This is a genomic window from Mycobacterium sp. ITM-2016-00317 (genome assembly GCF_002968295.1).
In the GTDB taxonomy this organism is placed as follows: Bacteria; Actinomycetota; Actinomycetes; order Mycobacteriales; family Mycobacteriaceae; genus Mycobacterium.
This window is the reverse complement of the sequence record NZ_CP134399.1, coordinates 3,770,060-3,796,071: the sequence shown is the minus strand read 5'-3', so window position 1 is coordinate 3,796,071 and position 26,012 is coordinate 3,770,060. Positions and strand designations below refer to the sequence as shown.

Sequence of the window (26,012 nt, the reverse complement as noted above, 5' to 3'; positions counted from 1 at the left end):
GGTCAGACCGCCGACCGACCGGTGATCGGCGGAAGGTCGGCCAACGTGACGATCCCCGGCGGAGCGGCCACCACCGCGGGCACTGCGTTGGTCACCGGCATCGCCGTGTAGATCATCCCCAGACCCATGAAACCCGGCTCGGTCCAGTCCTTCGGCGGCAGGCAGTGCAGCACGGTGCGCATGTTGGGCAGCCCGAAAACCTGCACCACATGGCCGTGTTCGAGAGGTTTGGGCGGAGTGACGTGCTCACCCATGGTCCAGTTGAATCCGACGCTGACGATGTTGTGGTCGCCGACCCAGCCGCGGTGATAGCCGTGCACCCCGGCCACCGTGCCTGCCGGGATCTTCATGAACCCCAGATCACTGTCCCCGGTGGCCGCGGTGAACGTGACGTCGAACGTGATCCGGTCGAGGGTGGCGCCGATCGCGTCGGCCATCATCGCGGCGGACTCGGCGAAGACCTCGCTCTCGCGGCGCACGCTCTCGGCCAGGCCCGGGGTGTCGGGATCCTGGGAGAAGCCCATCGCGGTCTGCGTGCCCGCCGACTCATAGGTGGAGCAGTCGACCGACTCGGTGATGCGGATCTCGTCGACCCGCTCGCACGCACCGGACAGCACCATCCCGACCAGGTTGCTCATCCCGGGGTGGGCCCCGCTGCCGAAGATCGTGGAATTACCTGTTGTGCAGGCGTTTCGGATGCGTTCCAGATCTTCCGGTGACTGCTTGCCGCCGGTGATCCAGGCGGCGCTGGAGCACACGTTGACACCGGACTCCAACAGCCGGACCAGTTCGTCGATGTCGGGCCACAACGGGTTGTAGCAGCACGCGTCCGGCTTCAGCGCCACCAGCTCCTCGATGTCGCCGGTGGCCGACACACCGGTCGGCTCCGGCCACCCGGCGAGCTCGGCGGCGTCCACCCCGATCTTGTCCGTGCCGTGGGCGTACACCCCGACCAGTTCCATGTCTTCGCGGCCGATGATCGCGTGCAGCGACCGCCGTCCGATGTTTCCGGTGGTCCATTGGATGACGCGAAGCGGGCGCCCGTTGGTGGTGGTGGTCATCGCCTCAAGCTAGTGGCTCTAGGGTGGCCGCATGGGTGAGATCGCGCCGGTAGCTGTGGTGACGGGCGCCAGCCGCGGCGCGGGACTGGGTATCGCGACGGCGCTCGCCGGTCGTGGCTGGCAGGTCTACGGCACCGGACGCGGCGTCAGCGACGACCAGCCGTGGGGCACCGGGGTTCGGCTTGATCACCGCGACGACGACGCCGTCGGTGCGCTCTTCGACCGGGTCGGCGCCGAGGCCGGGCGGTTGGACCTGCTGGTCAACAACGCCGCGGCGATCTCCGACGATCTGGTCGGCCGACGGCCCTTCTGGCAGCTACCGCGGGAACTGGCCGACGTGCTCGACGTCGGTCTGCGCTCGGCCTACATCGCCGCCTGGTACGCCGCGCCGCTGCTGACCGCGCAGCAGCACGCGCTGATCGCGTTCACGTCCTCGCCCGGATCGGTCTGCTACATGCACGGTCCCGCGTATGGGGCGCAGAAGGCCGGGATCGACAAGATGGCCGCCGACATGGCGGTGGACTTCCGTGACACCGGGGTCGCGACGGTGTCGGTGTGGATGGGGATCCTGCTGACCGAGAAGCTGCGGTCGGCGTTCGGCGGCGATGCCGACGCGCTGGCGGGTTTCGCCGAGCACGCCGAGACGCCCGAGTTCACCGGGCATGTGATCGATGCGCTGTACCGCGACCCGGAACTGGCCTCGCTCAGCGGCCGCACGCTGATCGCCGCGGAGGTGGCCGCCGACTACGGCATCACCGACCAGGACGGCCGGCGGCCCCCGTCGCACCGCGAGATGCTCGGGGCGCCAAGAGAACCCAGCACGGTGATCGTGCGCTGACCCGTCACGGGCAGATCAGGTCCCACAACCGGTGTGCCCCCGCCCCGGCGGCCATGTCGGTGAGCACGGTGTCCCAGTGTCGCACCGATCCGTACTCCGACCGCCATGCCAGCGCGGCGCGGGTGAACAGGTGCAGCGAGTGCTCGCTGGTCGTGCCGATCGCGCCGAGCACCTGATGTGCGTCGCGCACCACCACCGATGCGGCGTGTCCGGCGCACGACCGCGCCGCGGCGACGAGGAATTCCAGTCTGGGGGAGGACCAGTCGCTGTCCACCGCGGCCGACAGCGCCGCCTCGGTGGCCGATCGGGCCAGCGCGGCCTCGGCCGCGATGTCGGAGATCAGGTGTTGCACCGCTTGGAATTTCGCCAGCGGACGGCCGAACTGAACCCGGGAGGCGGCGTGCTCGATCGACAGCTCCAACGCACCGTCGAGTGCCGCACACACCTGGATCGCCCGGGTCAGTGCGGATTTCAGTGCCAGCCGGGTGACCAGTTCGGCGCCGACGGAGATGCCCGGCAGGGATCCGACATCCACCTGCACCCGATCTCTGGGCTCGCCGATCATGTTCGTTCCGGGGGTGATCGCCGCCGCGGCGGCGGCCAGGTCTGCGGCGAGGTAGCCGGTGTCGTGCGGCCAGATCGCGACGATCCGCTCGGCACGCGACGCCCACGGCACCGCGTCGGCGGCTCCGTCGGCGTCCAGCAGGCACACGGTGCGCACCGCGGCGTCGTGCCGTATCCCGGCCGCGTCGAGGAACCAGCCGGCCAGAAGATCGTTCTCGGCCAGCGGGGCCCGGACACCGTGGCGCACCGCGGCCGAGATCAGTTCGGCCGCCTCGTACCAGCCTGCCCCGCTGCCACCGGTTGCTTCGGGGCCGGTGAGGCGCACCAGACCGAGTGCGTCCAGTCGATCCCACAGATCGTCGTCCCCGCCGTGCTCGGCGAACACCGCGTCCATCATCTCGGCCAGCGCAGGCTCGACCCCCGGCATCGTCATCGGATCCCCAGTCCGCGCGCGATGACCCCGCGCAGAATCTCGTTGGTGCCGCCGCGCAGCGTGAAGCCGGGGCGCTGGTCGACGGCCAAGTCCGCCATCTCCGTAAAACGCTGCGGCGCATCGGGGCCGACCGACAGATGGGCGAACTCGGCGACGTCGCCCTCGGTGGCGGTGCCCAGGACCTTCACCACCGCCGCCGCCACATCCGCGGGCTCGTGGCGTTCCAGCGCGCCGGCGATCGCCGAGGACATCTGGTGCAGTCCGGCGACCCGGGCGACCAGCCGCCCCAGCTCCACATCGCGCGAATCGGGTTGTGCCGCCGCGGTTTCGGCACACGCGTCGAGCAGCACGAAGGTCGACAGGAACCGTTCGGGCCCGCTGCGTTCGAAGGCCAGTTCCGAGGTCACCTGGGTCCAGCCCTCGCCGAGGGTGCCGAACACCATGTCGTCGGGCACGAACGCGCCGTCGAGGATCACCTCGTTGAAGTGGTGGGAGCCGTTCATCGACACGATCGGGCGCACCTCCACCCCGGGACCGCGCAGGTTCACCAGGAACTGGCTCAGGCCGTCGTGGCGGTGCTGCGGGTCAAGCGGTGCGGTGCGTGCCAGCGCGATGAACGCGTGCGCGAGGTGCGCGCCGGAGGTCCACACCTTCGTGCCCGTCAGCTGCCACCCGCCGTCGACCCGGTCGGCGCGGGTGCGCACCGCGGCAAGGTCGGAGCCGGCGTCCGGTTCGCTCATCCCGATGCCGAAGAAGCACTGACCGCGCGCGATCCTGGGCAGGAACTCGGTCTTCTGGGCCTCGGTCCCGTACTTGAGCAGCGACGGCACGATCTGCCGGTCGGCGATCCAGTGTGCGGCCACCGGCGCACCCGCGGCGAGCAGTTCCTCGGTCACGACGAACCGTTCCAGGAACGAGCGGCCGTGGCCGCCGTAGGCGACCGGCACCGTCATCCCGAGCCATCCGCGTTCGGCCAGCGCGGCGGTGAAGTCCTCGTCCCACGCGCACAGCCATGCGTCCGGTGTCGGCGTGAACGTGCCGGCCGCGCGCAGTTCGGCCAGGAACCGGCGGACCTCGGCGCGCAGACCGTCCGCCTCGGAGGTCGACGCGGTGCACGGTGGCACCAGCCGGGGCGGGGCCATCAGTCCACCGGCGATTCGTCGGCCGGCGCGGACTCCGGGACGGGTTCGTCGTCGCGGGCGGCAGGCGGGTCGCCGGGCAGCACCAACGCGATACCGAGCGCGAAGAAGAAGGCCGCCGTCAGGGTCCCGCCCAGGTACTGGTTCATCGGACCGCCGGGGGAGATGAAGCTGCCCGGTGGGCCGATGATCGTGATCGTCTCGATCAGCTGCTCCACCGTGAACACCGCCGCGGCCGTGCCCAGCCAGCGCGGCAACCGGCCCTCGTTGGCGGTCAACAGGATCGGGACGGCCACCAGCACGTTGGCGACGGTGCTGACGGGCAGCCACATCGCGGCGATGTCGTCGAGCGCGCGCTCGGTTCCGGCGGTGACCTGACCGGGACGCAGCTCGGTGCCTGCGGCGAACCAGGCCGCCACACACAGCTGCGCGGCCAGCAGGGCCGAGCCGATCGCGAACAGATGCGCCGGTGGCCCGGCCAGCCGGTCCCGGGCGAACGCGAGCACCACGACCAACGCGAGCGCTGCGGACGCCAACAGCAGGGCCTGGACGCGGGCAATCCCGGAATCGGGGCCGGGAAACGACGGGAGCAGCAGCACAGCTGTCGCGTAGAGCACCGCGAACGCCACACCTGCGATCAACGGGGCTCGGCGATTCATATCAGTCAGCATGCTAGCCACCGTTGTCCCCAGAGCGGAGTTCATCCCCAGGTTCGGTACGCGGTCTCCGCATCGGCGCGGCGCCGTCGCCGGCCGGGCATAGCGTCGCGGCATGTCCACCGAACTGCCCGCCGACCGGCTGCGTCGGCGGCTCGCGCCGGCCGGTGACGCGGCCGCCGAGGACGACGACGATCCGCCCGACACGCTGCTGTCGCGCTGGCTGCCCGCGGCCCCACCGACCGGTTCGTCGCCGCTGCTGGCCCGGATCCGGGCCGACCCGGGCCGAGCCGGCGTGGTCGCGCTCGGCATCGTCGGCCTCGTCGCGGTGTTGGTCACGGTGGTCAGCCTGATCCGGGACAGCCCGCCGGCGGTGGTGGCCGCGAAACTGCCACCGGTCGAGATGGTGTCCTCGGCGGCGCCGGCGGCTGGTCCGGCGACCCCGGGGCCTGCGGAACCCGTGGTGGTCAGCGTGGTCGGGCTGGTGCACACGCCCGGGCTGGTCACCCTCACGCCCGGGGCCAGGATCGCCGATGCGCTGCAGGCGGCGGGCGGGGCGCTCGACGGCGCCGACGTGCTGGGGCTGAACATGGCGCGCAGGGTCACCGACGGCGAACAGATCGTGGTCGGGATCGCCGCCGCCCCCGGGCAGCCTGCCGAGATGGGCAGCGCGGTGGTGTCCGAGCCGACCGGATCCGGCGGGCCCGCGACCGGCGGGCCGTCTCCGGGCCAGGCAGGGCTGGTCGACCTGAACACGGCCACCGAGGCGCAGCTGGACACGCTGCCCGGTGTCGGACCGGTCACCGCCGCGGCGATCATCGCCTGGCGGGACGCCAACGGCCGGTTCGACAGCGTGGACCAGCTCGGCGACGTCGACGGGATCGGGCCGGCCCGGCTGGACAAGTTACGCGCGCTGGTGCGGGTGTGAGGTCGTGGACCTGCGCCTGGTGCCCGCCGCGCTGACCAGCTGGGCGGTCACCGCGGCGGGGATCGCGTGGCAGGCAGCGGGTGCGGTGGCCGCGACGGTGACGGCGATCGCCGTGACCGCGCTCGCCGGCTGGTGGGGCGCCCGTCGTGCCGGCAGCGACCCGAAGGCGGTCCGGGCCGGGGTGGCCGCGGTCGCGCTGGTCGCGTGCGGGTTCGCGGTGGCGGTCGCGGTGCGGGTCGACGCGGTGGCCGGGCACCCGATCACCGGCCGCGTCGGCGCGGAGGTCACGGTGGTCGTCAGCCCGTCGGAGACGCCGCGGCTGCTCGAGGGCGGCCGCACCATGTTCCGCGGCCCGCTGGTGGAGCTCGACGGCGCGCCGTCGTCGGGAGACGTGGTGGTCTTCGCGTCCGGTGCCGACTACGCGGGGCTGACGGCCGGGCAGCCCGCGCGGTTCCGGGCGCGGGTGGGGCGGCCGACGCGGCGCGACCTGACCGTCGCGGTGCTGTCGGCGCGCGGCGCGCCGGTCCGCGGGGAGGCCGCGCCCATCCACCGGTCGGCGCACCGTCTGCGCGCCGGGTTCGCCGACGCGGCGCGGCTGGCGCTGCCGCCCGGCCAGGCGGCGATGCTGCCCGCGTTGGTGCTCGGCGACATGTCCGCGGTCCCGGCGCAGACGGCGGCCGACTTCCGCGCGTCCGGGCTGGCCCACCTGACGGCGGTGTCGGGGGCGAACGTGACGATCGTGTGCGGGGCGGTGCTGCTGTCGGCGGTGCTGATCGGGCCGCGGGCCGCGGTCGGGCTGGCAGCGCTGACGCTGGTGGCGTTCGTGGTGGTCGTGCAACCGTCGCCCAGCGTGCTGCGGGCCGCGGTGATGGGCGCCATCACGCTATTGGCGGTGCTGACGCACCGGCGTCGCCAGGCCCTGCCCGCGCTGGCGGCCACGGTGATCGGGTTGATGATCGGCGCCCCGAGGCTCGCCGTCGACGTCGGGTTCGCGCTGTCGGCGTCGGCCACCGCGGCCCTCGTGGTGCTGGCCCCGGCGTGGTCGAAGCGGCTGACCGATCGGGGCTGGCCGCGGCCGCTGGCCGCCGCGGTCAGTGTGGCGCTGGCCGCGCAGCTGGTCACCGCGCCGTTGGTGGCCGGCGTCTCAGGTTCGGTGAGCCTGGTCGCGGTGATCGCGAATCTTCTGGTGGCACCGGTGATTCCGTCGATCACCGTGCTGGGTACCGCGGCGGCGGCGCTGAGCGCGCTGTGGCCCGCGGGGGCGGAGTTGTTGATCCGCTTCACCGGGCCGGAGGTGTGGTGGCTGCTGGAGGTGGCCCGGCGTTCCGCGCAGTTGCCCGCCGCCGCGGTGACCGTGCCGTCCGGCGCCGCCGGGGTGCTGAGCGTGGCGGTGGCCGCTGCCGTGGTCGCCCTGGTGTGGCATTGGGTGGTGTCGGGGCGACGTGGCACCATCGTGCGGTGAGTCAGATGACGGGCGTGCACCTGGTTCTGGGTGACGAGGAACTTCTGGTCGAACGGGCCGTCGCCGGGGTGCTGCGCGCGGCCCGGACCGCGGCGGGCACCGCCGACGTGCCGGTGGACCGGCTCCGGGCCGGTGAGGTCAGCGTCAGCGAACTCGCCGAACTGCTCAGCCCGTCGCTGTTCGCCGACGAGCGGGTCGTGGTGCTCGAGTCCGCTGCCGAGGCCGGCAAGGACGCGGTGGCGCTGATCCAGGACGCTGCCGCCGATCTGCCCGCCGGCACGCTGCTGGTGGTGGTGCACTCCGGCGGTGGGCGGGCCAAGGCCCTGGCCGATCACCTGAAGAAGCTGGGTGCGCAGGTGCACCCGTGCACGCGCATCGCCAAGCCGGCCGAGCGGGCCGACTTCGTCCGCCGTGAGTTCAAGGCGCTGCGCGTCAAGGTCGACGACGACACCGTCACCGCGGTGCTCGACGCCATCGGTTCCGACATCCGGGAGCTGGCCGCGGCGTGCTCGCAGCTGGTTGCCGACACCGGCGGCGCCATCGACGCGGCCGCGGTGCGCCGCTACCACTCGGGTAAGGCCGAGGTGAAGGGGTTCGACATCGCCGACAAGGCGGTCGCCGGGGACGTGGCGGGTGCCGCCGAGGCGCTGCGCTGGGCGATGATCGCCGGGGAGCCGCACGTGGTGCTGGCCGACGCGCTGGCCGAGGCCGTGCACACGATCGCACGGGTGGGGCCGATGTCGGGCAATCACTTCCAGATCGCCGGTGAAATCGGGATGCCGCCGTGGCGGGTGCAGAAGGCCCAGAAGCAGGCGCGACGATGGTCGCGCGACACGGTGGCCGAGGCGATGCGGTTGGTGGCGGCGCTGAACGCCGACGTCAAAGGCGCCGCCGCCGACGCGGACTACGCGTTGGAGAACGCGGTCCGGCGGGTAGCGGAGCTGGTCAGCGACTGATGCCGAGAGCTGGTCAGCGACTGATGCCGAGGGCTGGTCAGCGACTGAATGCTGAGGACTGGTCAGCGCCTGACGGTCGAGATATGGATCAGCGACTGACCGGTCGAGACCGGTCAGTCGCCAGAGGGTGGAGCTGGGACCGTCAGATCTTGTTGAGGGCCCGGGCCAGCGCCGACTTGCGGTTGGCGGCCTGGTTCTTGTGGATCACGCCCTTGCTGGCAGCCTTGTCCAGCTTGCGGTTGGTGGCCGTCAGCAGCTCGCCGGCCTTCTCCTTGTCGCCCGAATCGACAGCCGCGCGGAATCCGCGGACCGCGGTGTGGAGCGACGACTTCACCGACTTGTTGCGCAACCTGCGGCGCTCGTTGGTGCGGTTGCGCTTCTCCTGCGACTTGATGTTGGCCACGCGTGTTATTCCTTCTAAATCTCGACGGGGTTACTTCTGAGTCTGGGGGCGCCCGTCCTGGGGCAGCGACTGTTCAGGGTAGCAGCGAGCGGGTAGATGTCCCAAAGCGAGCTCTGCTGGCCTGCCGAAACGGCCGCGATGCTGCAGCATGACAATCGAATGCTCACATAGGGAAAGAACAGGTGACACCTTGGCGACCGAAACGCTGCGAACGACCCGTGGCGCCACGAAACCGGCGAAGCGGCACGACGGCATCTTCGGTGGCTACAACAAGCTCGGCTCGTATGCCAAGGCGTTCGACGAGATGTTCGACGCGCAGGGCAACGTCCGCGGCCCCTACAAGGGCATCCACAAGGAGCTCGCGCCGGCCGACGTCAGCGACCTGCAGGCCCGGTCCGAGGCGCTGGACCGGGCGTTCATCGACCAGGGCATCACGTTCTCGCTGTCGGGACAGGAGCGGCCGTTCCCTCTGGACCTGGTGCCGCGGGTGATCTCGGCCGCGGAGTGGACCCGGCTGGAGCGCGGCATCCGGCAGCGCGTGCAGGCGCTGGAGATGTATCTCCATGACATCTACGGCGACCAGGAGATCCTGCGAGACGGGGTCATCCCACGCCGCCTGGTCACGTCGTGTGAGCACTTCCATCGCGAGGCCGTCGGGATCGTCCCTCCCAACGGGGTGCGCATCCACGTCGCCGGCATCGACCTGATCCGCGACGAACAGGGCAGCTTCCGGGTGCTGGAGGACAACCTGCGCTCACCTTCGGGGGTCTCCTACGTGATGGAGAACCGCCGCACCATGGCGCGCGTGTTCCCGAACCTGTTCGCCACCCACCGGGTGCGCTCGGTCGGGGACTACTCATCGCACCTGCTGCGGGCCCTGCGCAACGCCGCGGCCAACAACGTCGCCGACCCGACGGTCGTCGTGCTGACACCGGGGGTCTACAACTCGGCCTACTTCGAGCATTCGCTGCTGGCCCGGCAGATGGGCGTCGAGCTGGTCGAGGGCCGCGACCTGTTCTGCCGCGACAACGCCGTCTACATGCGCACCACCGAGGGCGAGCGTCAGGTCGACGTGATCTACCGACGCATCGACGACGACTACCTGGACCCGATGCAGTTCAAGCCGGATTCGGTGCTCGGGGTCGCCGGGATCCTCAACGCCGCGCGCGCCGGCAACGTGGTGATCTCCAGCGCGGTCGGCAACGGCGTCGGCGACGACAAGCTCGTCTACACCTACGTGCCGACGATCATCGAGTACTACCTGGGCGAGAAGCCGCTGCTGGCCAACGTCGACACGTTCCGCTGCTGGCTCGACGAGGAACGCGAGGAGGTGCTCGACCGCATCGACGAACTGGTGATCAAACCGGTGGAGGGTTCGGGCGGCTACGGCATCGTGTTCGGCCCGGAGGCTTCCGAGAAGGAGCTGGCCACGATCACCAAGAAGATCGTCGCCGACCCGCGCGGCTGGATCGCGCAGCCGGTGATGCAGCTGTCCACGGTGCCCACCCAGATCGGCGACAAACTGGCGCCCCGCCACGTCGACCTGCGTCCGTTCGCCGTCAACGACGGCGACGACGTGTGGGTGCTGCCGGGCGGGCTGACCCGCGTCGCGCTGCCCGACGGTTCCTTGGTGGTGAACTCCAGCCAGGGCGGCGGGTCGAAGGACACCTGGGTGCTGGCGTCGCGCACGTCGGTGGCCGACCGCGAACTCGGGGCGGCCGAGGTGGTGCGCTCGCTGCCGAAGGCGGCCGCGAGCAAGAACGCCACCAAGAACGGCAAAGCCGAGCACACCCAAGACCAGCAGCAGCAGTAGGGGGGCGATCCGAAATGTTGGCGCGGAACGCGGAATCGCTGTACTGGATCGGCCGCTACGTCGAGCGGGCCGATGACACGGCCCGGATCCTGGACGTGACGGTGCACCAGCTTCTCGAAGAATCGAGTGTGGACCCCGATCAGGCCTCGCGCACCCTGCTGCGGGTGCTGGGCATGGAGCCGCCCGACGTGCCGCTGGACGTGTGGTCACTGACCGACATCGTCGCGTTCAGCCGCGGCACCGAGGGTTCGATCGTCGAGGCGATCTCAGCGGCACGGGAAAATGCCCGTGGCGCAAGGGAAGTCACATCGACCGAGATCTGGGAATGCCTGAACACCACCTACAACGCGCTGGCCGAGCGGGAACGCGCCGCCAAGCGTCTGGGGCCGCACGAGTTCCTGTCCTTCGTAGAGGGCCGCGCGGCGATGTTCGCGGGGCTTGCCGACTCCACCCTCAGCCGCGACGACGGATACCGGTTCATGGTGCTCGGGCGTGCGCTGGAGCGGGTGGACATGACCGTGCGGCTGCTGCTGTCGCGGGTGGGTGACAGCGCGTCGTCGCCGGCGTGGGTCACGCTGCTGCGCTCGGCGGGCGCCCACGACACCTACCTGAGGACCTACCGCGGCGTGCTCGACGCGGGCCGGGTGGTCGAGTTCATGCTGCTGGACCGGCTGTTCCCGCGGTCGATCTTCTTCTCGCTGCGGCTGGCCGAGCACAGCCTCGACGAGCTGATGAACCGTCCGCACAGCCGTCTCGGCGCCACCGCCGAGGCGCAGCGCCTACTCGGCCGGGCGCGCAGCGAGCTGGAGTTCCTCCAGCCCGGGGTGCTGCTGGACTCGCTGGAGGAGCGGCTGGCCGACCTGCAGAAGACGTGCTTCGACGTCGGAGAAGCGTTGGCGCTGCAGTACTTCCACTCCGCACCGTGGGTAGCGTGGACGGACGCCGGGCGCAATTCGTTGGTGATCGAAGAGGGGGAGATCTAGATGTGGCGCATGCGCGTGGTGCACTCGACGGGCTATGCCTACAAGTCACCGGTGACGGCGTCGTTCAACGAGGCCCGGCTGACGCCGCGCTCGGATTCCCGGCAGAACGTGATCCTCAACCGGGTCGAAACCGTCCCCGCCACCCGGTCCTACCGCTACGTCGACTACTGGGGCACCGCGGTGACGGCGTTCGATCTGCACGCCCCGCACACCGAGCTGGAAGTCACCGCGTCCTCGGTGGTCGAGACGGACATCCCGGAGGAACCCCAGACCAAGGTCACGTGGGCCGATCTGGTGTCGGAGGCGGTGATCGACAAGTACGACGAGATGGTCGCCCCGACGCACTACGTGCCCGCGAGCAAGCGCATTGAACGGGTCGGGCGGCGCATCGCGAAGTACTACGAACCGGCCGAGGCGGTCATCGAGGCCGCCCGCTGGGTGCAGGGCGAGTTGCAGTACGTCCCGGGGACCACCGGGGTGCACTCCTCGGGGGTCGATGCGCTGCGTGAGGGTAAGGGCGTGTGCCAGGACTTCGCCCATTTGACGTTGATGTTGTTGCGCAGCATGCGAATTCCGTCCCGGTACGTGTCGGGTTACCTGCATCCCCACCGCGACGCGGAGGTCGGTGTCACCGTGGACGGGCAGAGTCACGCCTGGGTGCAGGCCTGGACGGGGGAGTGGTGGCACTACGACCCCACCAACGACGCCCAGATCAACGAGCAGTACATCAGCGTCGGCGTCGGCCGCGACTACGCCGACGTCACGCCGCTCAAGGGCATCTACTCGGGGGAGGGCTCCACCGATCTGGACGTCATCGTCGAGATCACCCGGCTGGCTTAGCGCACACGCCGGGGTGGACCTCCACCCGGTGCAGGTCGTCGCCGAGTTCGATCTGCCGGTCGAACTTGGTGGCGGCCAGCGCGCGCCACTCGTCCTCCTGGCCGGGCTGCAGTGCCGGCACGTAGTGGGTGAGGATCAGGATGCCGACGCCGGCGCGCGTCGCGGTCTCGGCGGCCTCCTCCACCGAGGAGTGGTACCCGCAGATGTCCCGGATGCGCTGCACTGGCAGGGCGTGGATCAAATCGGGGCGAACCACGGTGTGCACCAACGCCCCTGCGCCGGCGGCCAGTTCGTCGAGGCCCACACAGGGCACCGTGTCGCCGGCCAGCACCACCGAGGCGCCGTGGTGTTCGACCCGGAAGCAGATGGTCGGCGCCACCGGCCGGTGGTTGGTCGGACCGACGCTGACCCGGACCTCGTCGCGACCCCAGACCACGCCCGCGGTCACCTCCTCGACCTCGACCTGTGGTGGTTCGGTGAGATCGGCGTGATGGGCCATGCGGTACCCGATGTCGAGGCGCAGCGACCAGAGCACGTGGTCGACCACCTCGGCGGTCCCGGGCGGCCCGATGATCGGCAGCGGCGGCAGGTCAGGGGCGAAGTTCGACACCCAGCGGGTGATCAGCACGTCGCCCAGATCGGTGATGTGGTCGCTGTGCAGATGGGTCAGAAGTAGGGCCGTGATCTGGTCGGCCCCGAGCCCGACGGCGGCGGTGCGCTGCAGCACGCCGCGGCCGCAGTCGACGAGGAATGTTTGCCCGCCCGCGCGGACCAATGTCGACGGTCCGGCACGCCGGGCGTCGGGGATGGGGCTTCCGGTGCCCAGCAGCGTGACTTCGATCATGCCGCCAGAACCTACCCGCGGTCCGTGGCGGACGGTCGGCAATCGCAGATCCGCGATGAAACACTTTGCCTGCGAATGCATTCGGATATGGCAAAGACGGCCCGGACGGGACGCGCGGAACCGCTTCGAAAGCGCGCGCCAGCGGGTAGCCTGGGTGTGAGCTACATCACCAGGAGGTAGTCGATGCGGATTTCCGACGTGCTGCGAAACAAGGGCGCGGCGGTCGCCACCATCACGCCTGAGACGTCGGTGGCCGGCCTGCTGACCGAACTGACCGTGCACAACATCGGCGCGATGGTGGTGGTCTCGCCCGACGGTCTGCTCGGTATCGTGTCCGAGCGTGACGTCGTGCGTAAGCTCCACGACGTCGGTGCCGACCTGTTGCACCGGCCGGTGTCGGAGATCATGACGACGCTGGTCGCCACCTGCACCCCGGAGGACTCGGTGGACAGCCTCAGCGCGTTGATGACCAACAACCGGGTTCGGCACGTCCCGGTCGTGGTCGACGGCAGGCTGGCCGGGATCGTCAGCATCGGCGACGTCGTCAAGACCCGGATGGAGGAACTCGAGCGCGACCACGAGCACCTCCAGGCCTACATCACCCAGGGTTGATGTCGGCAGACGTCCAGGTCCGCTCCGCCCGGAAGGCGGACGTGAAGCCGCTGGCGCGGGTGTTGGGCCGCGCGTTCCGCGACGACCCGGTGATGGCGTGGATGATCCCCAACGAGGCCCGTCGCGCCAGGGCGCTGCCCCGCATCTTCGCCGCGATGACCCGGTACCACTTCCTGGCCGGTGAGGCGGTCGAGATCGCGGCCCGGGACGGCACGGTGGGCGCCGCGGCACTGTGGGATCCGCCGGGGCGGTGGAAGCAGACACCGCGTGAGGAACTGCGGATGATGCCGGCGATGCTGCTGGCTGTCGGCCGCCACCTCGGCCGCGGCCAGGAGATGGTCGAACTGATGAAACAGCACCACCCGGAGGAGCCGCACTGGTATCTGGGGGTGATCGGCTCCGACCCCGACATGCGCGGCACCGGGCTGGCGCACGCGCTGATGCGGTCGCGGCTGGACCGCTGCGACGCGGCGCGGGCGCCCGCCTACCTGGAGTCCACCAAGGAGTCGAACCTGCCGTACTACCTGCGGTTCGGCTTCGAAGTCACCGGAGAGCTCACGATTCCCGGTGGCGGGCCGCAGATATGGCCGATGTGGCGGACCCCCGGCTGAGGCGCCCTGGCAGAGCAACCTCCCGGCGGGTGATGAAGCCCGACACTCTGAACGTTCGCATGAGTTTGCCGTATCCATCTTGTCGGGAAGCTGCTCGCCCACCGAAAGTTTCGCTCCCGGTAGGGTTTTGGCACGACTTGAGGTTCCGATGCAACCGGTGCGATAAGGCAGGGGTTGGGATCAGGGGCAGACTTCCGAATCGCGCACCACGCCGAAATCGACTGGCGTATTTGTCGTCAATGACTCGCCGGGGGCGGGAGTCGACGAGCAGACTTGCCAGTTGCGATCCATGACCTGCATGCGACCTTGGCCGGTGAGGTCGGTCGACGTACTGAGCGGAATCTCGAAGTTGGTCAATGCCTGGATGGTGTCTTGCGCCGCCTGGAGGTCCCGACCGATGAGGTCAGGCATTGGCCATGATGACGGCGCCGGGGGTGCCACTGGTGCCTGCGCCCGAGTGGCCGTGCTCGTGTCGGTCACAGTCACTGTCGTCGGCGTTGCCTCCTGGCTCCCGCTGCACGCGGTGAGGCTCAGAGCTGAGAATCCGAGAATTAGGTAGGTACGGGTCATGTGCTTTCTCCCCTCGTTGGCACGACCGGTGCCACGGGCGGGCGCGGTCCAAATTGCTGTAGAAGTTCGGCGTGTCTGCGAGCACCCGTTGGCCACCGGATAGGGATCCGTGCCACTGTCTAGCCACCGAAAGACCTGGTGCGCGTAGCGGTGATCCCCACCCGGGTAAGTATTTGGACTCCAGACCATGGGTCAGTCGCCGTAGAAAAGGGAGTAGTGCCCCGGTCCGGTCTGATAGCAGAAGGACGCACTGGCCCCTGGCGCGCGCGACGCATTCGCTTGCTGGGCCGCAGCCTTGCATGCCGCCTGATTGGTCCCGAAGTCGATGTATTGGTCGGCGCCGGCGATGGCCGCGTTGACCATGCTGCCCAGCGCCAGTGTGCAAACCGCAACGCCAAGGATGGTGCGCTTCATCTAGCTCTCGCAGCCGATGCCGTCGTTGTCGCGGTCGAGATGCGGACCGTAGAACTCGGAGCCCCGAGGAATGTCCTCATAGCCCGCATCGCGAGCAGCGGTGCAGTTAGAGAACGGCACCGCGCCCGCGGTGGCCGGTGCCCCAAGAGCAATGGCGCCGGTTGCAGCAACCACGAATAGAAACCGCAAGATCATGGACTTCCCCCAGTCAGCTAACTCATCCCGGCCAAGATGGTATGCCGCGATGACTGAGAATAGCAAGCACCGTTAATTTGCTACCAGCAGCCTATGGCGGCGAGGTCTCTCCCGGATTCCCCCTCGTGAACAACATTCTCCGCGCCGCCGCCTTTACGGGGCCCTGGTTGACTCGCGGAGAAAAACCACCTTCGCTGTCCGGGCATCGGCGAAATGCCGAGTTACGAGGTCGAACTGCCGTCTTGCTGGCTGATCTTCTCTGAGGCTAACGAGAACCTGACCGCATGGCGTGCGCTTGGCGCTAGGAACAGATGCGGCGATGTCACCCACAACGAAACAAGCTCACCACTTTTGCTGTCAGGTTGCTCGCGCGCGCACCGCTCCACTTGGCATGCAGGCTACGGCTGGTGAATGGCTAAACGTCTCGATAAGGGGCGTACGGGTGCGTTCGCGAAGGAACGGAAACGTTGCGCTTCCAACGCGCAGGCGGCTTGCTGGGCCGCCGCTCAGCTCCAGGAGTAGTCGGCGCGCAGCCGTGCCGCCACGACGTCGAAGACCTCGCGGTCCAGCACGGCGCCCTCGCGCCTGATGCCCTCCTCGGGCACGTCGAGGACGCGGTCGAGCCGGACCCAGCTGGCCCGGCCGTCGTAGTCCCAGCTGCCGCTGCCGATGCCGACCCAGTTCTCGTCGTCGCGGTGGTGGTCCCGGCTGGACAGCATCAGCCCCAGCAGGATGCTGCGGTCGCGCCCGACGACCAGCACCGGACGGTCCTTGCCGCGGGTCGGGTCGTCCTCGAACGCCACCCAGGTCCACACGATCTCACCGGGGTCGGCCCGGCCGTCCAGGTCGGGTGCGTAGGAAACCCTGCGGGCCCGGTGGGCCGTCGGGACGAAGCGACTCGACACCGGCCGGCCCGCGGGCAGCGCGGGGGCGGCCGTCTCCGCCGGCCGGACAGCACGTCGAGACCGATGCGGATGCCCTGTTGGATGCCGCGCTGCAGGACGTCCGACTTCTGCAGCTGGCGCACGAGCTTGGGGGCCTCGTTGAACACGAGGTTCTCGGTGCCTTTCACCAAGAGGCGCTGAAACGCCTTCACATACGACGACGAGGACGCCATACCCGCCAAGCATAGGCGGTGCCGGGTGCCCCGAAGTCGGCTCGATGGTGGCTCGATTGTGTCGGGGAGGTCGGGTCTCGATACTCTGGAGGGGCCTGTTTCGGCAGCCACACCCCGTTCACCAGGAGATTCCCATCAGCAGTTTCGCCGACAAGACCTTCACCGCGCCGGCGCAGATACGGAACTTCTGCATCATCGCTCACATCGACCACGGCAAGTCCACCCTGGCCGATCGGATGCTGCAGCTCACCGGCGTGGTCGCGGACAGGGATATGCGGGCGCAGTACCTGGACCGGATGGACATCGAGCGCGAGCGCGGCATCACGATCAAGGCGCAGAACGTCCGGTTGCCCTGGAAAGTGGGGGACGAGGAGTTCGTCCTGCACCTGATCGACACGCCTGGCCACGTTGATTTCACCTACGAGGTGTCCCGCGCGCTGGAGGCCTGCGAGGGCGCGGTGCTGCTGGTCGACGCCGCCCAGGGCATCGAGGCCCAGACGCTGGCCAACCTGTACCTGGCGCTGGACCGCGATCTGACGATCATCCCGGTGCTGAACAAGATCGACCTGCCCGCCGCCGACCCTGACCGGTACGCCGCCGAGATCGCCCACATCATCGGCTGCGAACCCGAGGACGTGCTGCGGGTGTCCGGCAAGACCGGGGTCGGGGTGACCGAGCTCCTCGACCAGGTGGTGAAGCTGATCCCGGCGCCGCAGGGTGACCCGGACGCGCCGGCGCGGGCGATGATCTTCGACTCGGTCTACGACATCTACCGCGGCGTCGTGACGTACGTGCGCGTGGTCGACGGCAAGATCACCCCGCGCGAGCGCATCGCGATGATGTCGACCGGCGCCACCCACGAACTGCTCGAGGTGGGCATCGTCTCGCCCGACCCCAAGCCCTCTGTCGGTCTCGGTGTCGGCGAGGTCGGCTACCTCATCACCGGCGTGAAGGACGTGCGTCAGTCCAAGGTCGGCGACACGGTGACGACCGCCCGGCACGGCGCCAAGGAGGCGCTGACCGGTTACCGCGAGCCCAGGCCGATGGTGTACTCGGGTCTCTACCCGGTCGACGGGTCGGACTACCCGGTGCTGCGCGAGGCGCTGGACAAGCTGCAACTCAACGACGCCGCGCTGACCTACGAGCCCGAGACGTCGGTGGCGCTCGGATTCGGGTTCCGCTGCGGGTTCCTGGGGTTGCTGCACATGGAGATCACCCGTGAACGTCTCGAGCGCGAGTTCAACCTCGACCTGATCTCGACCGCGCCGAACGTCGTCTACCGGGTGGTGAAGGACGACGGCACCGAACTGGTCGTGACCAACCCGTCGGACTGGCCGGAAGGCAAGGTGCGCAGCGTCTTCGAGCCGATCGTGAAGACCACGGTGATCGCGCCCAGCGAGTTCATCGGCACCATCATGGAGCTGTGCCAGTCCCGGCGTGGCGAACTCGGCGGCATGGACTACCTGTCCCCGGAACGTGTCGAACTGCGCTACACGATGCCGTTGGGCGAGATCATCTTCGACTTCTTCGACTCGCTGAAGTCCCGCACCCGCGGCTACGCCAGCCTGGACTACGAGGAGGCGGGCGAGCAGGAGGCCGATCTGGTCAAGGTCGACATCCTGCTGCAGGGCGAGGCCGTCGACGCGTTCTCGGCCATCGTCCACAAGGACAGCGCGTCGGCCTACGGCAACAAGATGACCACCAAGCTCAAGGAGCTGATCCCGCGCCAGCAGTTCGAGGTGCCGGTGCAGGCCGCGATCGGCTCGAGAATCATTGCCCGCGAGAACATCCGGGCCATCCGCAAGGACGTGCTTTCCAAGTGCTACGGCGGTGACATCACCCGTAAGCGCAAGCTGCTGGAGAAGCAGAAGGAAGGCAAGAAGCGGATGAAGACCATCGGTCGGGTCGAGGTCCCGCAGGAGGCGTTCGTCGCCGCACTGTCCACCGAGTCCGTCGCGGACAAGCCGAAGAAATGACCCCCGGGTGGCGCACCGGATCGGCTCTGGCCGTGATGGTGCTGTCACTGTGCACCGGGGCGTGCACCGCGACCGTGGACGGCGCGGCGGTGCGTCCGGAGGCGGGCTCACCGCTGGCCGCCGGGGCGCTGACCGAACAGGACCTGTCCGCGGTTCTGCTGGACGGCGCCGAACTGGCCGGGCTGCTGGACAGCCCTGACATCGAGGTCGTGGACGAGGTCGCCGAGATGACCGACGACTCGGTCGACGTCTCCGACCCGGAATGTCTCGGGGCGCTCTACAGCGCGGAGGAACCGGTGTACGCCGACAGCGGCTACACCGCCGTGCTCACCCGCCTGGCCAGTGAGCCGGGCGACGTCTACGACCACTGGGTGGAGGAGACGGTGGTGCTGATGCCCTCGGCCGCGGACGCCGAGGAGTTCGTCGAACGCTCGGGCCGGGACTGGGACGCCTGCGCTGACCGCGAGGTCTCGATCAGCGACGGCGAGCAATGGTTCGACTGGTCACTGGGCGAGGTGGTCCGTGACGGCGGTGTCGTGAGCCAGTCCTCGACGGCGCTGGAATCGGCCCAGTGGCAGTGTCAGCACACCATGGCCGCCGCGGCGAACATGGTCGTCGAGGCGTCGGTGTGTGCCGAGCGCATCGACGCTGAGGCCACCGCGCTGCTGACCGAGATGATCGAGAAGGCGTCTGCCCGGTAGCCGCTAGTGGGCCGACTCCAACGCCCGCCGCGCATAGGCGCGCACGTCGGCGTCACCGTCGTCGAGCGCACCGGCCAGTGCCTCGCGGGCGGCGTCCTCCGAGGACGCCCACCGGGTCAGGCTCAGCACCGCCGCCTTGCGGACGTCGAGGTGCGGGTCGGCCAGCGCCTGCGACAGCGGCGGCACCGCGGCCGCGGGAGACGGGGCACCGGCCAGCGCCCGGGCCGCGCCCTGCCTGATCTGCCACGCCGAGGCCGCGAGCGCCTTCTCCACCACCGCGCCGTCGCTGTCGTCCCAGCCGATCTCGCCCATCGCCGCCAGCGCGGCAGCCCGCACCAGCGGATCGGCGTCGTCGATCAGCACGCGCACCGTCGGCGCGCCGGCCCCCAGCACGCCCAGGCCGTTGGCGACGGCGATGCGCACCTCGCGGTTGGCGTCGGTGTGCGCAGCGGCGACACCGTCGACGTCGTCGACCGACACCAGCGCCCGCACCGCCTCGATCCGCACCCGGTGATCGGGGTCCTCGCTGAGCACCCGGTAGCGGTCACGGTCACCGGCACGGCGCGCGGCCAGCACGTAGGTGGCCGCACCCCGCACCACCGGGTCGGCCGAATCCACATAGGGCCGAATGGTCTCCGGGTCCGGCAGCACCTCGACGAGTTCACGGATCCCGTCGGCGGCGACGTGACGCACCTCGACGTCGGGATCACCGAGGGCCGCGACGAGGGGACCGGAGTAACCGTCACACAGGTGCTCGGTGAGCACGTCGACCGCGGTGCGGCGCACCCCGGCGTCGTCGTCGCGCAGGAACGGCGCCAGATCCTGCACCGACGGCTCGTCGAGGGCCAGCACCGACGCGATCCGCGGCGACGGCGGCTGGGTGGCGGGCGCGGCCACCCGCGAGATCTCCGAGACCGGCGGACGCCCGCCCACCAGACCGGGCTCGGCGACGGGCACGGGTTCGGTCTCCCCGCTGGGCAACCCGTCGAGGCCGGGAACCGGCACGAAGTACGGCGCGACCGGACGCTTGAGGAACTCCATGTCGCCGTCGGCGGTCTTGCGCAGGTTCAGGTGGTAGCGCCACTCGACGTCGTCGCGCTCGGGCAGGTCGCTGCGGTCGTGGTAGAGACCCCAGCGGGATTCCGTGCGGGTCAGCGACGACCGCGCGGCCATCTCGGCGCAGTCGCGGATGAACGCCACCTCGACCGCGCGCATCAGTTCGTGCGGGGTGGTGGCGCCGATACCGGCGACTTCCTCGCGCATCCGGTCGAACGCCTCGACCGCCAGCGACAACTTCGTCGCGGTCTTCGGCGGTGCCACGTAGTCGTTGACGAACCGGCGCAGCTTGTACTCCACCTGCGGCTGCGGCGGGCCTTCCGGGTTGCGCAGCGGCCGGTAGATCAGCTCGTGCGCGGCCGCCAGCTGATCTTCCGGAAGTTGCTGCGGTGCAGGGAGATCGGCGGAGGTCTCGGCGGCGTGCGCCCCCGCCAGGTCGCCGTAGACGAACGCGCCGATCATGTAGTTGTGCGGCACACAGGCCAGGTCGCCCGCGGCGTACAGGCCGGGAACCGTGGTGCGGGCGTTCTCGTCCACCCACACCCCGGACGCCGAATGCCCACTGCACAAACCGATCTCGGAGATGTGCATCTCGATGTCGTGGGTGCGGTAGTCGTGGCCGCGGTTGGCGTGGAACGTGCCGCGGGTGGGCCGCTCGGTGGTGTGCAGGATGTTCTCCAGCGCGGTGAGGGTCTCGTCGGGCAGGTGACTGACCTTGAGGTAGATCGGTCCGCGTGCGGACTCGATCTCGTTCTTGACCTCGGCCATCATCTGGCCGGACCAGTAGTCGGAGTCGACGAACCGCTCGCCGTGCGCGTTGACCTGGTAGCCGCCGAACGGGTTGGCCACGTACGCGCACGCGGGCCCGTTGTAATCCTTGATCAGCGGGTTGATCTGGAAGCACTCGATACCGGAGAGTTCGGCGCCGGCGTGGAAGGCCATCGAGTAGCCGTCGCCGGCGTTGGTCGGGTTCTCGTAGGTCCCGTACAGGTACCCCGAGGCGGGCAACCCGAGCCGCCCGCACGCGCCGGTGGCCAGGATGACGGTCTTGGCGCCGACGACGACGAACTCGCCGGTTCGGCTGTTGAGCGCCGCTGCGCCGACTGCTCTGCCCGTGTCGTCGGTGAGCACCCGCACCGGCACCAGTCGGTTCTCGATGCGGATCTTCTCGCGCATGGCGCGCTGCCGCAGCACCCGGTAGAGGGCCTTCTTGACGTCCTTGCCCTCGGGCATCGGCAGCACATAGGAACCGGAGCGGTGCACGCGGCGCACCGCGTACTCGCCGTGCTCGTCCTTCTCGAACTTCACGCCGTAGCGTTCCAGCCGCTGCACCATCGCGAAGCCACGGGTGGCGGTCTGATAGATGGTGCGCTGGTTGACGATTCCGTCGTTGGCGCGGGTGATCTCGGCGACGTAGTCCTCCGGGGTGGCCTTGCCCGGGATGACGGCGTTGTTCACGCCGTCCATCCCCATGGCCAGCGCCCCGGAGTGCCGCACATGGGCCTTCTCCAGCAGCAGCACCTGTGCGCCGTGCTCGGCGGCGGTCAGTGCGGCCATGGTGCCCGCGGTGCCGCCGCCGATGACCAGCACGTCGCAGTCGAGGCGGACGGCGTCGGTGAGAGGGGGGATCTGCATCAGGAAACGAGCTCCGAATCATCTAGGGCGGCAATCACTTCGGCACGCAATGCGGTGCGCACCAGAGACGGGTCACGCGGTGACGGGACGTCGAGCAGCGCGCGCAGCGGCCGGCCTGCGCGCCCGAGGACGGCGATGCGGTCACCGATCAGCAGTGCCTCGTCGACGTCGTGGGTGACGAACACCACGGTGGTCGGGTGTGCCCGCCAGGTGTCGATGAGCAGGCGCTGCATGGTGGCGCGGGTCTGGGTGTCCAGGGCGCCGAACGGTTCGTCCATCATCACCGCGCGCGGGGCCCCGGCCAGTCCGCGGGCCAGCTGCACCCGTTGCCGCATGCCGCCGGACAGGCTCTTGGGCAGGTAGTCCTCGAACCCGGTCAGCCCGACGTCGGCGATCCACTTCAGCGCCTCCTCGCGGCGACCCTGTCGGGGCCGACCGGCCAGCTTGAGGGCCAGTTCGACGTTGGATCGCACTGTGCGCCAGGGCAACAGCGCGTTGTCCTGGAACACCATGGCCCGGTCCCTGGAGGTGGTGGTGACACGCACGCCGTCGGCCAGCACCTCGCCGGCGTCCGGGGCGAGCAGACCGGCCAGTGCGCGCAGCACCGTGGACTTGCCGCAGCCGGACGGGCCGGTGAGCACCAGGATTTCCCCGGGCGCGACGTCGAGGTCGAGCCCGTCGACCACCGGTGACCCGCCGTAACTGAGCACCAGGTCGCGCAGCGTCAGCTTCATGCCGTTCATCGGGAGTTCTCCTCACCGCGGGGCAGCCAGCGGGTGACCCTGCGGCCGACGAGTTCGACGGCCGCGGAGGTGACGAAGCCGAGCACGCCGATGGTGATGATGCCGACGAACACGTCGGGGTAGGCGAGCACGGTGTAGGCCTGCCAGGTCCGGTATCCGACGCCGAGGCGCCCGGAGATCATCTCGGCCGAGATCACGCAGATCCAGGCCACCCCGATCCCGACCGACAGCCCGCCGAACACGCCGGGGAGGATGCCCGGCAACACCACCCGCAGGATCACGTCCCAGCGGCTGCCGCCGAGGGTGCGCACGGAGTCCTCCCACAGCGTCGGGAGGGCCCGCACGGCGTGCCGGGTGCTGACCATGATCGGGAAGTACGCGGCCAGGAACGTGATGAACACGATCCCCGCCTCGTCGGTCGGGAACAGCAGGATCGCGACGGGCACGATGGCGATCGCCGGGATGGGCCGCGCGAGTTCGGTGAGCGGCCCGAAGACGTTGGCGAACTTCGCCGAACGGCCCAGCAGGATCCCGGTGACGACACCGGCGACCGCGGCGATCGCGAACCCGGTGAGGATCCGGACCAGGGACTGTCCCAGGTCCAGCCAGTACTCGGGGGTCTGCGCCCGATGGCCGAACGCGCCGACGATCTCGGTGACGGTCGGCAACGTGTCGAACCGCAGCCAGGCCCGAACCTCGTTGGCGGTCAGCACCTGCCACAGCAGGATGGCCGCGGCGACCGACGCCAGCCGGATCAGCCACGACCGCCAGGGCGGGCGGCGCGCGGGCGTGGTCGCCACCCGCGGGCGGGCGGCCGCGATCGGCGCCTCGGCGGAAAGCACCGCCGGCGGGGTGGTCATACTGCCCCCGCCAAAGCCTGCCGGTAGTCCACGACGGTGGCCGCGGGGTGGGCGGCGAGGTAGCGGTCGGCGCCTGCGGCCGTGGCGAACGGCAGATGCCGGCCACCGTCGCGCACCCACAACGACTTGTCGGCGAACCAGCGGGTGCCGAACTCGGTGTCGGGGATGTAGGCCGCGCGCACGGTTCGGCCGTCGGCCTCCGCGGCGCGCACGGCCTTGAGCAGGCAGTCCGGGCCAGCGGCCGGCTGGGTGCTCTCGGTGCCCTCGATCCACAGTTCGCCGGCCGGGGTGGCGTCGGTGACTTCCACGTCGCAGATCGGATCACGCCCGCTCAGCGCCGACGGGTTCGCGGTGCTGTCCAGGGTGGCCTGGTAGTCGAGGCCGCGGTCCGCGTACGTCTTGCGCAGCGCGGTGTCGGAGACGAAGCCGTCGATGTCCAGCGGCGCGAACTCACCGATGGACTGCAGGTACGGCACGTCGCCCTTGAGCGCCTGCACCAGTGAGGGTTTGAGCGTGGGATCGAAGGCGGTGCCGCCGGGGCCGTTGTAGAGGTAGACCACCTCCGGCGGCAACCCGCTGCTCTCGGCGACCAGTTCGGCGGCGTCCAGCGGGTTGTCATTGAGGAACTCGGTCGCGTCGAGCTGGGCCTGCAGGAACGCGTCGAGCACCTCGGGGTGGCTGCCGGCGTAGTCGCGACGGACCACCACACCGTGGAAGGTGGGGTAGTCACCCTCGGCCCCGTCGTAGAGCAGCTTGGCCTTGTCCTGGAACGCGAGCAGGCCGGGCCACGCGACGAACTGCGAGAGTGCTTGCACCTGGCCGGATTCCAGCGCGGAAGCTCCGACCTGCGGCTGCTGGTTGAGCACTTCGACGCCGGAGGCCGGATCGATGCCGGCGTTGTCCAGCGCGCGCACCAGGGTGCCGTGGCCCGCCGATCCCACACTTGCCGAGACCTTCTGGCCCCGCAGGTCGCCGACCGTGCGGGCCGGTGAGTCCGGCGGGACGACGATCATGTTCAGCGCGCCGGTCGGGCTGTATCCGGTCACGGACACCAGCTCGGTGCGTGCGCGCTCGTTGGCCTGGGTCTTCGAGCCGTTGATCAGCAGCGGGTAGTCGCCCATCGAGCCGATGTCGATCTTCTCGGCGACCATCTGGGCCGTGATCGGCGCGCCGGTGTCGTAGTCCTGCCACTCCACGGAGTAGTCGACACCGGTGCTCTTGGTGATGTCGTCGAGGCGCTGCTCCAGGAATCCCTTGGCGCGCAGCAGCGTACCCGCGGTGACGGTGTTGATGGTCTTGGACTGGTAACCGACCACCACCCGGACGGTGTCGGTGGAGCCGGTCTGGGAGTCCAGCGAGCAGGAGGCCAGCGACGTCGCGGTCGCGGCGGCCAGGAGTGCGGCGAGTGCGCGTTTCATGTGCGGGTCCTGTCGGGGTCAGCGGATGAGGTAGGGCATGTTCACGGTGACGGCGCCGGTGGGGCAGCGGGCAGCGCACGGCCCGCAGTACCAACACTCGTCGACATGCATGAACGCCTTTCCGTTCTCCGGGTTGATGGCCAGCGAGTCCAGTGGGCAGATCTCCACGCAGAGCGTGCATCCCTCGATGCACAGCGATTCGTCGATGGTCACCGGTACGTCGACGCGTTGGTTCACCTGGGCCATGTCATCCTCTGATCAAGTTGCTGCGCAGCGTGATTCGGTCGCCGCGCATCCGGATGTACTCGAGGTCGACGGGTCGTCCGTCGTCGAGGTGGGTCAGTCGTTCCATCAGCAGCAGGGCAGCGTTGTCGGGCACCTGCAGGATCGCCGCGGAATGGGGATCGGTGGCGACGGCCTCGACCGCCACCGCGGCGTGTCCGAGTCGCCGGCCGGTGACCAGTTCGATGAGCGAGAACACGTCATGGTGCTCCAGCGGGTGCTCGATCACCGCCTCACCGATATCGCGTGCGAGGTAGGTCATGTCGAGGCTCAGCGGCAGATCACCGAGGTAACGCAGGCGCTCGACGAACACCACCGGTTCGCCCGGCGGCAGCTGCAGTCTGGCGGCCACCGAGGGTGGCGCCGACACCGTCATCGCCGCACGCACCTCGTTGCGGATCTGACCGTACTCCTTGAACGTCTCCTTGAGCCCGACGAGCGCGTCGAGGCCGTGGTCGTACTTGCGGATGGCGACGTGGGTGCCGACCTTGGGTTCGCGGTCGATCAGGCCCTCGGATTTGAGCACCGCCAGCGCCTCCCGCACGGCGTTGCGTGATACCAGGAACTCCGCGGCCAGGTCGGACTCGGCCGGCAGCCCGTCCTTGTAGCCGCCTGCGTGGATCTGGTGACGCAGGATGTCGGCGACCAGGCGCGCCTGGTCGGCACGCGGCCGGCGCAGGGGAGTGGCATCGGCCACCGGTGTCACCTCGTTCGACTCGGGAGGGCTGGGGCTGCAACATCGCGGGAAATGGGGTGATGGGGACGGTAGATCGGTGCGGCCGCACCGACGAACGGGCCGCCGTGCGGACGTCGCGCGGGCGGCGGTATTGCGCCGCCTCGCTGCGGCGCTGACCTGGGCAGACCTCGGTGTGCGAGGCCAATGCGCCACCGCGGTCCGGGAT

Annotated in this window: 26 protein-coding genes and 1 pseudogene; 11 read left to right on the top strand and 16 right to left on the bottom strand. The window is 69.7% G+C overall.

Going from position 1 to position 26,012, the window contains the following annotated elements; genetic code table 11:
* Window positions 1-2: 2 nt before the first annotated feature.
* The gene (locus C6A87_RS18045; protein ID WP_311113542.1) at window positions 3-1,061 is read right to left on the bottom strand and encodes a dihydrodipicolinate reductase; all 1,059 of its coding nucleotides are present in this window, start codon (window positions 1,059-1,061) and stop codon (window positions 3-5) included.
* Between the two features lie 31 nt (window positions 1,062-1,092).
* Here C6A87_RS18045 and C6A87_RS18040 point away from each other — a divergent pair, with 31 nt between their 5' ends.
* Window positions 1,093-1,899, top strand: coding sequence for an SDR family NAD(P)-dependent oxidoreductase (locus tag C6A87_RS18040; RefSeq protein ID WP_311113541.1), 807 nt, complete (start codon window positions 1,093-1,095; stop codon window positions 1,897-1,899).
* 4 nt (window positions 1,900-1,903) lie between these two features.
* Here C6A87_RS18040 and C6A87_RS18035 read toward each other — a convergent pair whose 3' ends face one another.
* From C6A87_RS18035 to C6A87_RS18025, 3 genes are read right to left on the bottom strand one after another with little or no spacing between them, the layout of a single operon-like run.
* Window positions 1,904-2,896: an acyl-CoA dehydrogenase family protein gene (locus C6A87_RS18035; protein WP_311113540.1), complete on the bottom strand. Its 993-nt coding sequence runs from the start codon at window positions 2,894-2,896 to the stop codon at window positions 1,904-1,906.
* Window positions 2,893-4,038, bottom strand: coding sequence for an acyl-CoA dehydrogenase family protein (locus C6A87_RS18030; RefSeq protein ID WP_311113539.1), 1,146 nt, complete (start codon window positions 4,036-4,038; stop codon window positions 2,893-2,895). The genes C6A87_RS18035 and C6A87_RS18030 overlap by 4 nt, the downstream gene beginning before the upstream one ends.
* Window positions 4,038-4,694: a hypothetical protein gene (locus C6A87_RS18025; protein ID WP_311113538.1), complete on the bottom strand. Its 657-nt coding sequence runs from the start codon at window positions 4,692-4,694 to the stop codon at window positions 4,038-4,040. Before C6A87_RS18025 ends, C6A87_RS18030 begins: the two co-directional genes overlap by 1 nt.
* A 112-nt stretch (window positions 4,695-4,806) precedes the next feature.
* On the opposite strand from C6A87_RS18025, the gene C6A87_RS18020 reads away from it, so the two are divergent.
* From C6A87_RS18020 to holA, 3 genes are read left to right on the top strand one after another with little or no spacing between them, the layout of a single operon-like run.
* Window positions 4,807-5,619: a ComEA family DNA-binding protein gene (locus C6A87_RS18020; protein WP_311113537.1), complete on the top strand. Its 813-nt coding sequence runs from the start codon at window positions 4,807-4,809 to the stop codon at window positions 5,617-5,619.
* A gap of 4 nt (window positions 5,620-5,623) precedes the next feature.
* Complete coding sequence (locus tag C6A87_RS18015) at window positions 5,624-7,081, top strand: ComEC/Rec2 family competence protein (protein WP_311113536.1); 1,458 nt, start codon at window positions 5,624-5,626, stop codon at window positions 7,079-7,081.
* Between the two features lie 14 nt (window positions 7,082-7,095).
* Window positions 7,096-8,037: a DNA polymerase III subunit delta gene (gene holA / locus C6A87_RS18010; protein WP_396837107.1), complete on the top strand. Its 942-nt coding sequence runs from the start codon at window positions 7,096-7,098 to the stop codon at window positions 8,035-8,037.
* Window positions 8,038-8,179: 142 nt separating this feature from the next.
* Here holA and rpsT read toward each other — a convergent pair whose 3' ends face one another.
* Window positions 8,180-8,440: a 30S ribosomal protein S20 gene (rpsT, locus tag C6A87_RS18005; protein ID WP_311113535.1), complete on the bottom strand. Its 261-nt coding sequence runs from the start codon at window positions 8,438-8,440 to the stop codon at window positions 8,180-8,182.
* A gap of 148 nt (window positions 8,441-8,588) precedes the next feature.
* Here rpsT and C6A87_RS18000 point away from each other — a divergent pair, with 148 nt between their 5' ends.
* From C6A87_RS18000 to C6A87_RS17990, 3 genes are read left to right on the top strand one after another with little or no spacing between them, the layout of a single operon-like run.
* Window positions 8,589-10,253: a circularly permuted type 2 ATP-grasp protein gene (locus tag C6A87_RS18000; protein WP_311113534.1), complete on the top strand. Its 1,665-nt coding sequence runs from the start codon at window positions 8,589-8,591 to the stop codon at window positions 10,251-10,253.
* Between the two features lie 14 nt (window positions 10,254-10,267).
* Window positions 10,268-11,236 (top strand): alpha-E domain-containing protein, encoded by a 969-nt coding sequence (locus tag C6A87_RS17995; RefSeq protein WP_311113533.1) that lies wholly within the window; start codon window positions 10,268-10,270, stop codon window positions 11,234-11,236.
* Window positions 11,237-12,076 (top strand): transglutaminase family protein, encoded by an 840-nt coding sequence (locus C6A87_RS17990; RefSeq protein ID WP_311113532.1) that lies wholly within the window; start codon window positions 11,237-11,239, stop codon window positions 12,074-12,076.
* Here the strand turns inward: C6A87_RS17990 and C6A87_RS17985 are convergent.
* A complete protein-coding gene (locus C6A87_RS17985; protein WP_311113531.1) occupies window positions 12,060-12,920 on the bottom strand; it encodes a ribonuclease Z in 861 nt (286 codons plus the stop codon). The two genes, C6A87_RS17990 and C6A87_RS17985, sit on opposite strands and share 17 nt — an antisense overlap.
* 183 nt (window positions 12,921-13,103) lie before the next feature.
* On the opposite strand from C6A87_RS17985, the gene C6A87_RS17980 reads away from it, so the two are divergent.
* On the top strand, window positions 13,104-13,532 hold the full coding sequence (locus C6A87_RS17980) for a CBS domain-containing protein (protein ID WP_311113530.1): 429 nt from the start codon (window positions 13,104-13,106) through the stop codon (window positions 13,530-13,532).
* The gene (locus tag C6A87_RS17975) at window positions 13,532-14,143 is read left to right on the top strand and encodes a GNAT family N-acetyltransferase (protein ID WP_311113529.1); all 612 of its coding nucleotides are present in this window, start codon (window positions 13,532-13,534) and stop codon (window positions 14,141-14,143) included. The genes C6A87_RS17980 and C6A87_RS17975 overlap by 1 nt, the downstream gene beginning before the upstream one ends.
* A 180-nt stretch (window positions 14,144-14,323) precedes the next feature.
* Here the strand turns inward: C6A87_RS17975 and C6A87_RS17970 are convergent, their stop codons facing one another.
* The 4 genes and pseudogenes from C6A87_RS17970 to C6A87_RS17955 form a co-directional block, all read right to left on the bottom strand.
* A complete protein-coding gene (locus C6A87_RS17970) occupies window positions 14,324-14,554 on the bottom strand; it encodes a hypothetical protein (protein WP_311113528.1) in 231 nt (76 codons plus the stop codon).
* Between the two features lie 351 nt (window positions 14,555-14,905).
* Complete coding sequence (locus C6A87_RS17965; RefSeq protein ID WP_311113527.1) at window positions 14,906-15,127, bottom strand: hypothetical protein; 222 nt, start codon at window positions 15,125-15,127, stop codon at window positions 14,906-14,908.
* Window positions 15,128-15,322 (bottom strand): excalibur calcium-binding domain-containing protein, encoded by a 195-nt coding sequence (locus tag C6A87_RS17960; RefSeq protein WP_311113526.1) that lies wholly within the window; start codon window positions 15,320-15,322, stop codon window positions 15,128-15,130. It abuts the gene before it with no gap.
* A gap of 506 nt (window positions 15,323-15,828) precedes the next feature.
* A pseudogene (locus C6A87_RS17955) lies at window positions 15,829-16,439 on the bottom strand (type II toxin-antitoxin system PemK/MazF family toxin).
* A gap of 44 nt (window positions 16,440-16,483) precedes the next feature.
* Between C6A87_RS17955 and lepA the strand changes: the two are divergent.
* Both lepA and C6A87_RS17945 read left to right on the top strand, forming a co-directional pair.
* The gene (lepA, locus tag C6A87_RS17950; protein WP_311113525.1) at window positions 16,484-18,415 is read left to right on the top strand and encodes a translation elongation factor 4; all 1,932 of its coding nucleotides are present in this window, start codon (window positions 16,484-16,486) and stop codon (window positions 18,413-18,415) included.
* Window positions 18,412-19,116, top strand: a complete 705-nt coding sequence (locus tag C6A87_RS17945; protein ID WP_311113524.1) for a sensor domain-containing protein — start codon at window positions 18,412-18,414, stop codon at window positions 19,114-19,116. Before lepA ends, C6A87_RS17945 begins: the two co-directional genes overlap by 4 nt.
* Window positions 19,117-19,119: 3 nt before the next feature.
* On the opposite strand, the gene C6A87_RS17940 is transcribed toward C6A87_RS17945, so the two are convergent.
* Genes C6A87_RS17940 through C6A87_RS17915 form a run of 6 tightly spaced genes read right to left on the bottom strand, consistent with a single transcriptional unit; the run spans window position 19,120 to window position 25,816 of the window.
* Complete coding sequence (locus C6A87_RS17940) at window positions 19,120-21,807, bottom strand: fumarate reductase/succinate dehydrogenase flavoprotein subunit (RefSeq protein ID WP_311113523.1); 2,688 nt, start codon at window positions 21,805-21,807, stop codon at window positions 19,120-19,122.
* Complete coding sequence (locus tag C6A87_RS17935; protein WP_311113522.1) at window positions 21,807-22,550, bottom strand: ABC transporter ATP-binding protein; 744 nt, start codon at window positions 22,548-22,550, stop codon at window positions 21,807-21,809. Before C6A87_RS17935 ends, C6A87_RS17940 begins: the two co-directional genes overlap by 1 nt.
* Window positions 22,547-23,410, bottom strand: a complete 864-nt coding sequence (locus C6A87_RS17930) for an ABC transporter permease (protein WP_311113521.1) — start codon at window positions 23,408-23,410, stop codon at window positions 22,547-22,549. The genes C6A87_RS17935 and C6A87_RS17930 overlap by 4 nt, the downstream gene beginning before the upstream one ends.
* Window positions 23,407-24,828, bottom strand: coding sequence for an ABC transporter substrate-binding protein (locus C6A87_RS17925; RefSeq protein ID WP_311113520.1), 1,422 nt, complete (start codon window positions 24,826-24,828; stop codon window positions 23,407-23,409). Before C6A87_RS17925 ends, C6A87_RS17930 begins: the two co-directional genes overlap by 4 nt.
* An 18-nt stretch (window positions 24,829-24,846) precedes the next feature.
* On the bottom strand, window positions 24,847-25,074 hold the full coding sequence (locus tag C6A87_RS17920) for a ferredoxin family protein (protein ID WP_003928504.1): 228 nt from the start codon (window positions 25,072-25,074) through the stop codon (window positions 24,847-24,849).
* Window position 25,075: 1 nt separating this feature from the next.
* Window positions 25,076-25,816, bottom strand: a complete 741-nt coding sequence (locus C6A87_RS17915; protein WP_311113519.1) for a GntR family transcriptional regulator — start codon at window positions 25,814-25,816, stop codon at window positions 25,076-25,078.
* Between the last annotated feature and the right edge of the window lie 196 nt (window positions 25,817-26,012).

Coding starts and splice junctions, on each gene's coding strand:
- C6A87_RS18045 (WP_311113542.1), bottom strand. CDS start 1,061: ATGACCACCACCACCAACGGGCGCCCGCTTCGCGTCATCCAATGGACC.
- C6A87_RS18040 (WP_311113541.1), top strand. CDS start 1,093: ATGGGTGAGATCGCGCCGGTAGCTGTGGTGACGGGCGCCAGCCGCGGC.
- C6A87_RS18035 (WP_311113540.1), bottom strand. CDS start 2,896: ATGACGATGCCGGGGGTCGAGCCTGCGCTGGCCGAGATGATGGACGCG.
- C6A87_RS18030 (WP_311113539.1), bottom strand. CDS start 4,038: ATGGCCCCGCCCCGGCTGGTGCCACCGTGCACCGCGTCGACCTCCGAG.
- C6A87_RS18025 (WP_311113538.1), bottom strand. CDS start 4,694: ATGAATCGCCGAGCCCCGTTGATCGCAGGTGTGGCGTTCGCGGTGCTC.
- C6A87_RS18020 (WP_311113537.1), top strand. CDS start 4,807: ATGTCCACCGAACTGCCCGCCGACCGGCTGCGTCGGCGGCTCGCGCCG.
- C6A87_RS18000 (WP_311113534.1), top strand. CDS start 8,589: ATGACAATCGAATGCTCACATAGGGAAAGAACAGGTGACACCTTGGCG.
- C6A87_RS17995 (WP_311113533.1), top strand. CDS start 10,268: ATGTTGGCGCGGAACGCGGAATCGCTGTACTGGATCGGCCGCTACGTC.
- C6A87_RS17990 (WP_311113532.1), top strand. CDS start 11,237: ATGTGGCGCATGCGCGTGGTGCACTCGACGGGCTATGCCTACAAGTCA.
- C6A87_RS17985 (WP_311113531.1), bottom strand. CDS start 12,920: ATGATCGAAGTCACGCTGCTGGGCACCGGAAGCCCCATCCCCGACGCC.
- C6A87_RS17980 (WP_311113530.1), top strand. CDS start 13,104: ATGCGGATTTCCGACGTGCTGCGAAACAAGGGCGCGGCGGTCGCCACC.
- C6A87_RS17975 (WP_311113529.1), top strand. CDS start 13,532: ATGTCGGCAGACGTCCAGGTCCGCTCCGCCCGGAAGGCGGACGTGAAG.
- C6A87_RS17970 (WP_311113528.1), bottom strand. CDS start 14,554: ATGCCTGACCTCATCGGTCGGGACCTCCAGGCGGCGCAAGACACCATC.
- C6A87_RS17965 (WP_311113527.1), bottom strand. CDS start 15,127: ATGAAGCGCACCATCCTTGGCGTTGCGGTTTGCACACTGGCGCTGGGC.
- C6A87_RS17960 (WP_311113526.1), bottom strand. CDS start 15,322: ATGATCTTGCGGTTTCTATTCGTGGTTGCTGCAACCGGCGCCATTGCT.
- lepA (WP_311113525.1), top strand. CDS start 16,484: ATGGTGGCTCGATTGTGTCGGGGAGGTCGGGTCTCGATACTCTGGAGG.
- C6A87_RS17945 (WP_311113524.1), top strand. CDS start 18,412: ATGACCCCCGGGTGGCGCACCGGATCGGCTCTGGCCGTGATGGTGCTG.
- C6A87_RS17940 (WP_311113523.1), bottom strand. CDS start 21,807: ATGCAGATCCCCCCTCTCACCGACGCCGTCCGCCTCGACTGCGACGTG.
- C6A87_RS17935 (WP_311113522.1), bottom strand. CDS start 22,550: ATGAACGGCATGAAGCTGACGCTGCGCGACCTGGTGCTCAGTTACGGC.
- C6A87_RS17930 (WP_311113521.1), bottom strand. CDS start 23,410: ATGACCACCCCGCCGGCGGTGCTTTCCGCCGAGGCGCCGATCGCGGCC.
- C6A87_RS17925 (WP_311113520.1), bottom strand. CDS start 24,828: ATGAAACGCGCACTCGCCGCACTCCTGGCCGCCGCGACCGCGACGTCG.
- C6A87_RS17920 (WP_003928504.1), bottom strand. CDS start 25,074: ATGGCCCAGGTGAACCAACGCGTCGACGTACCGGTGACCATCGACGAA.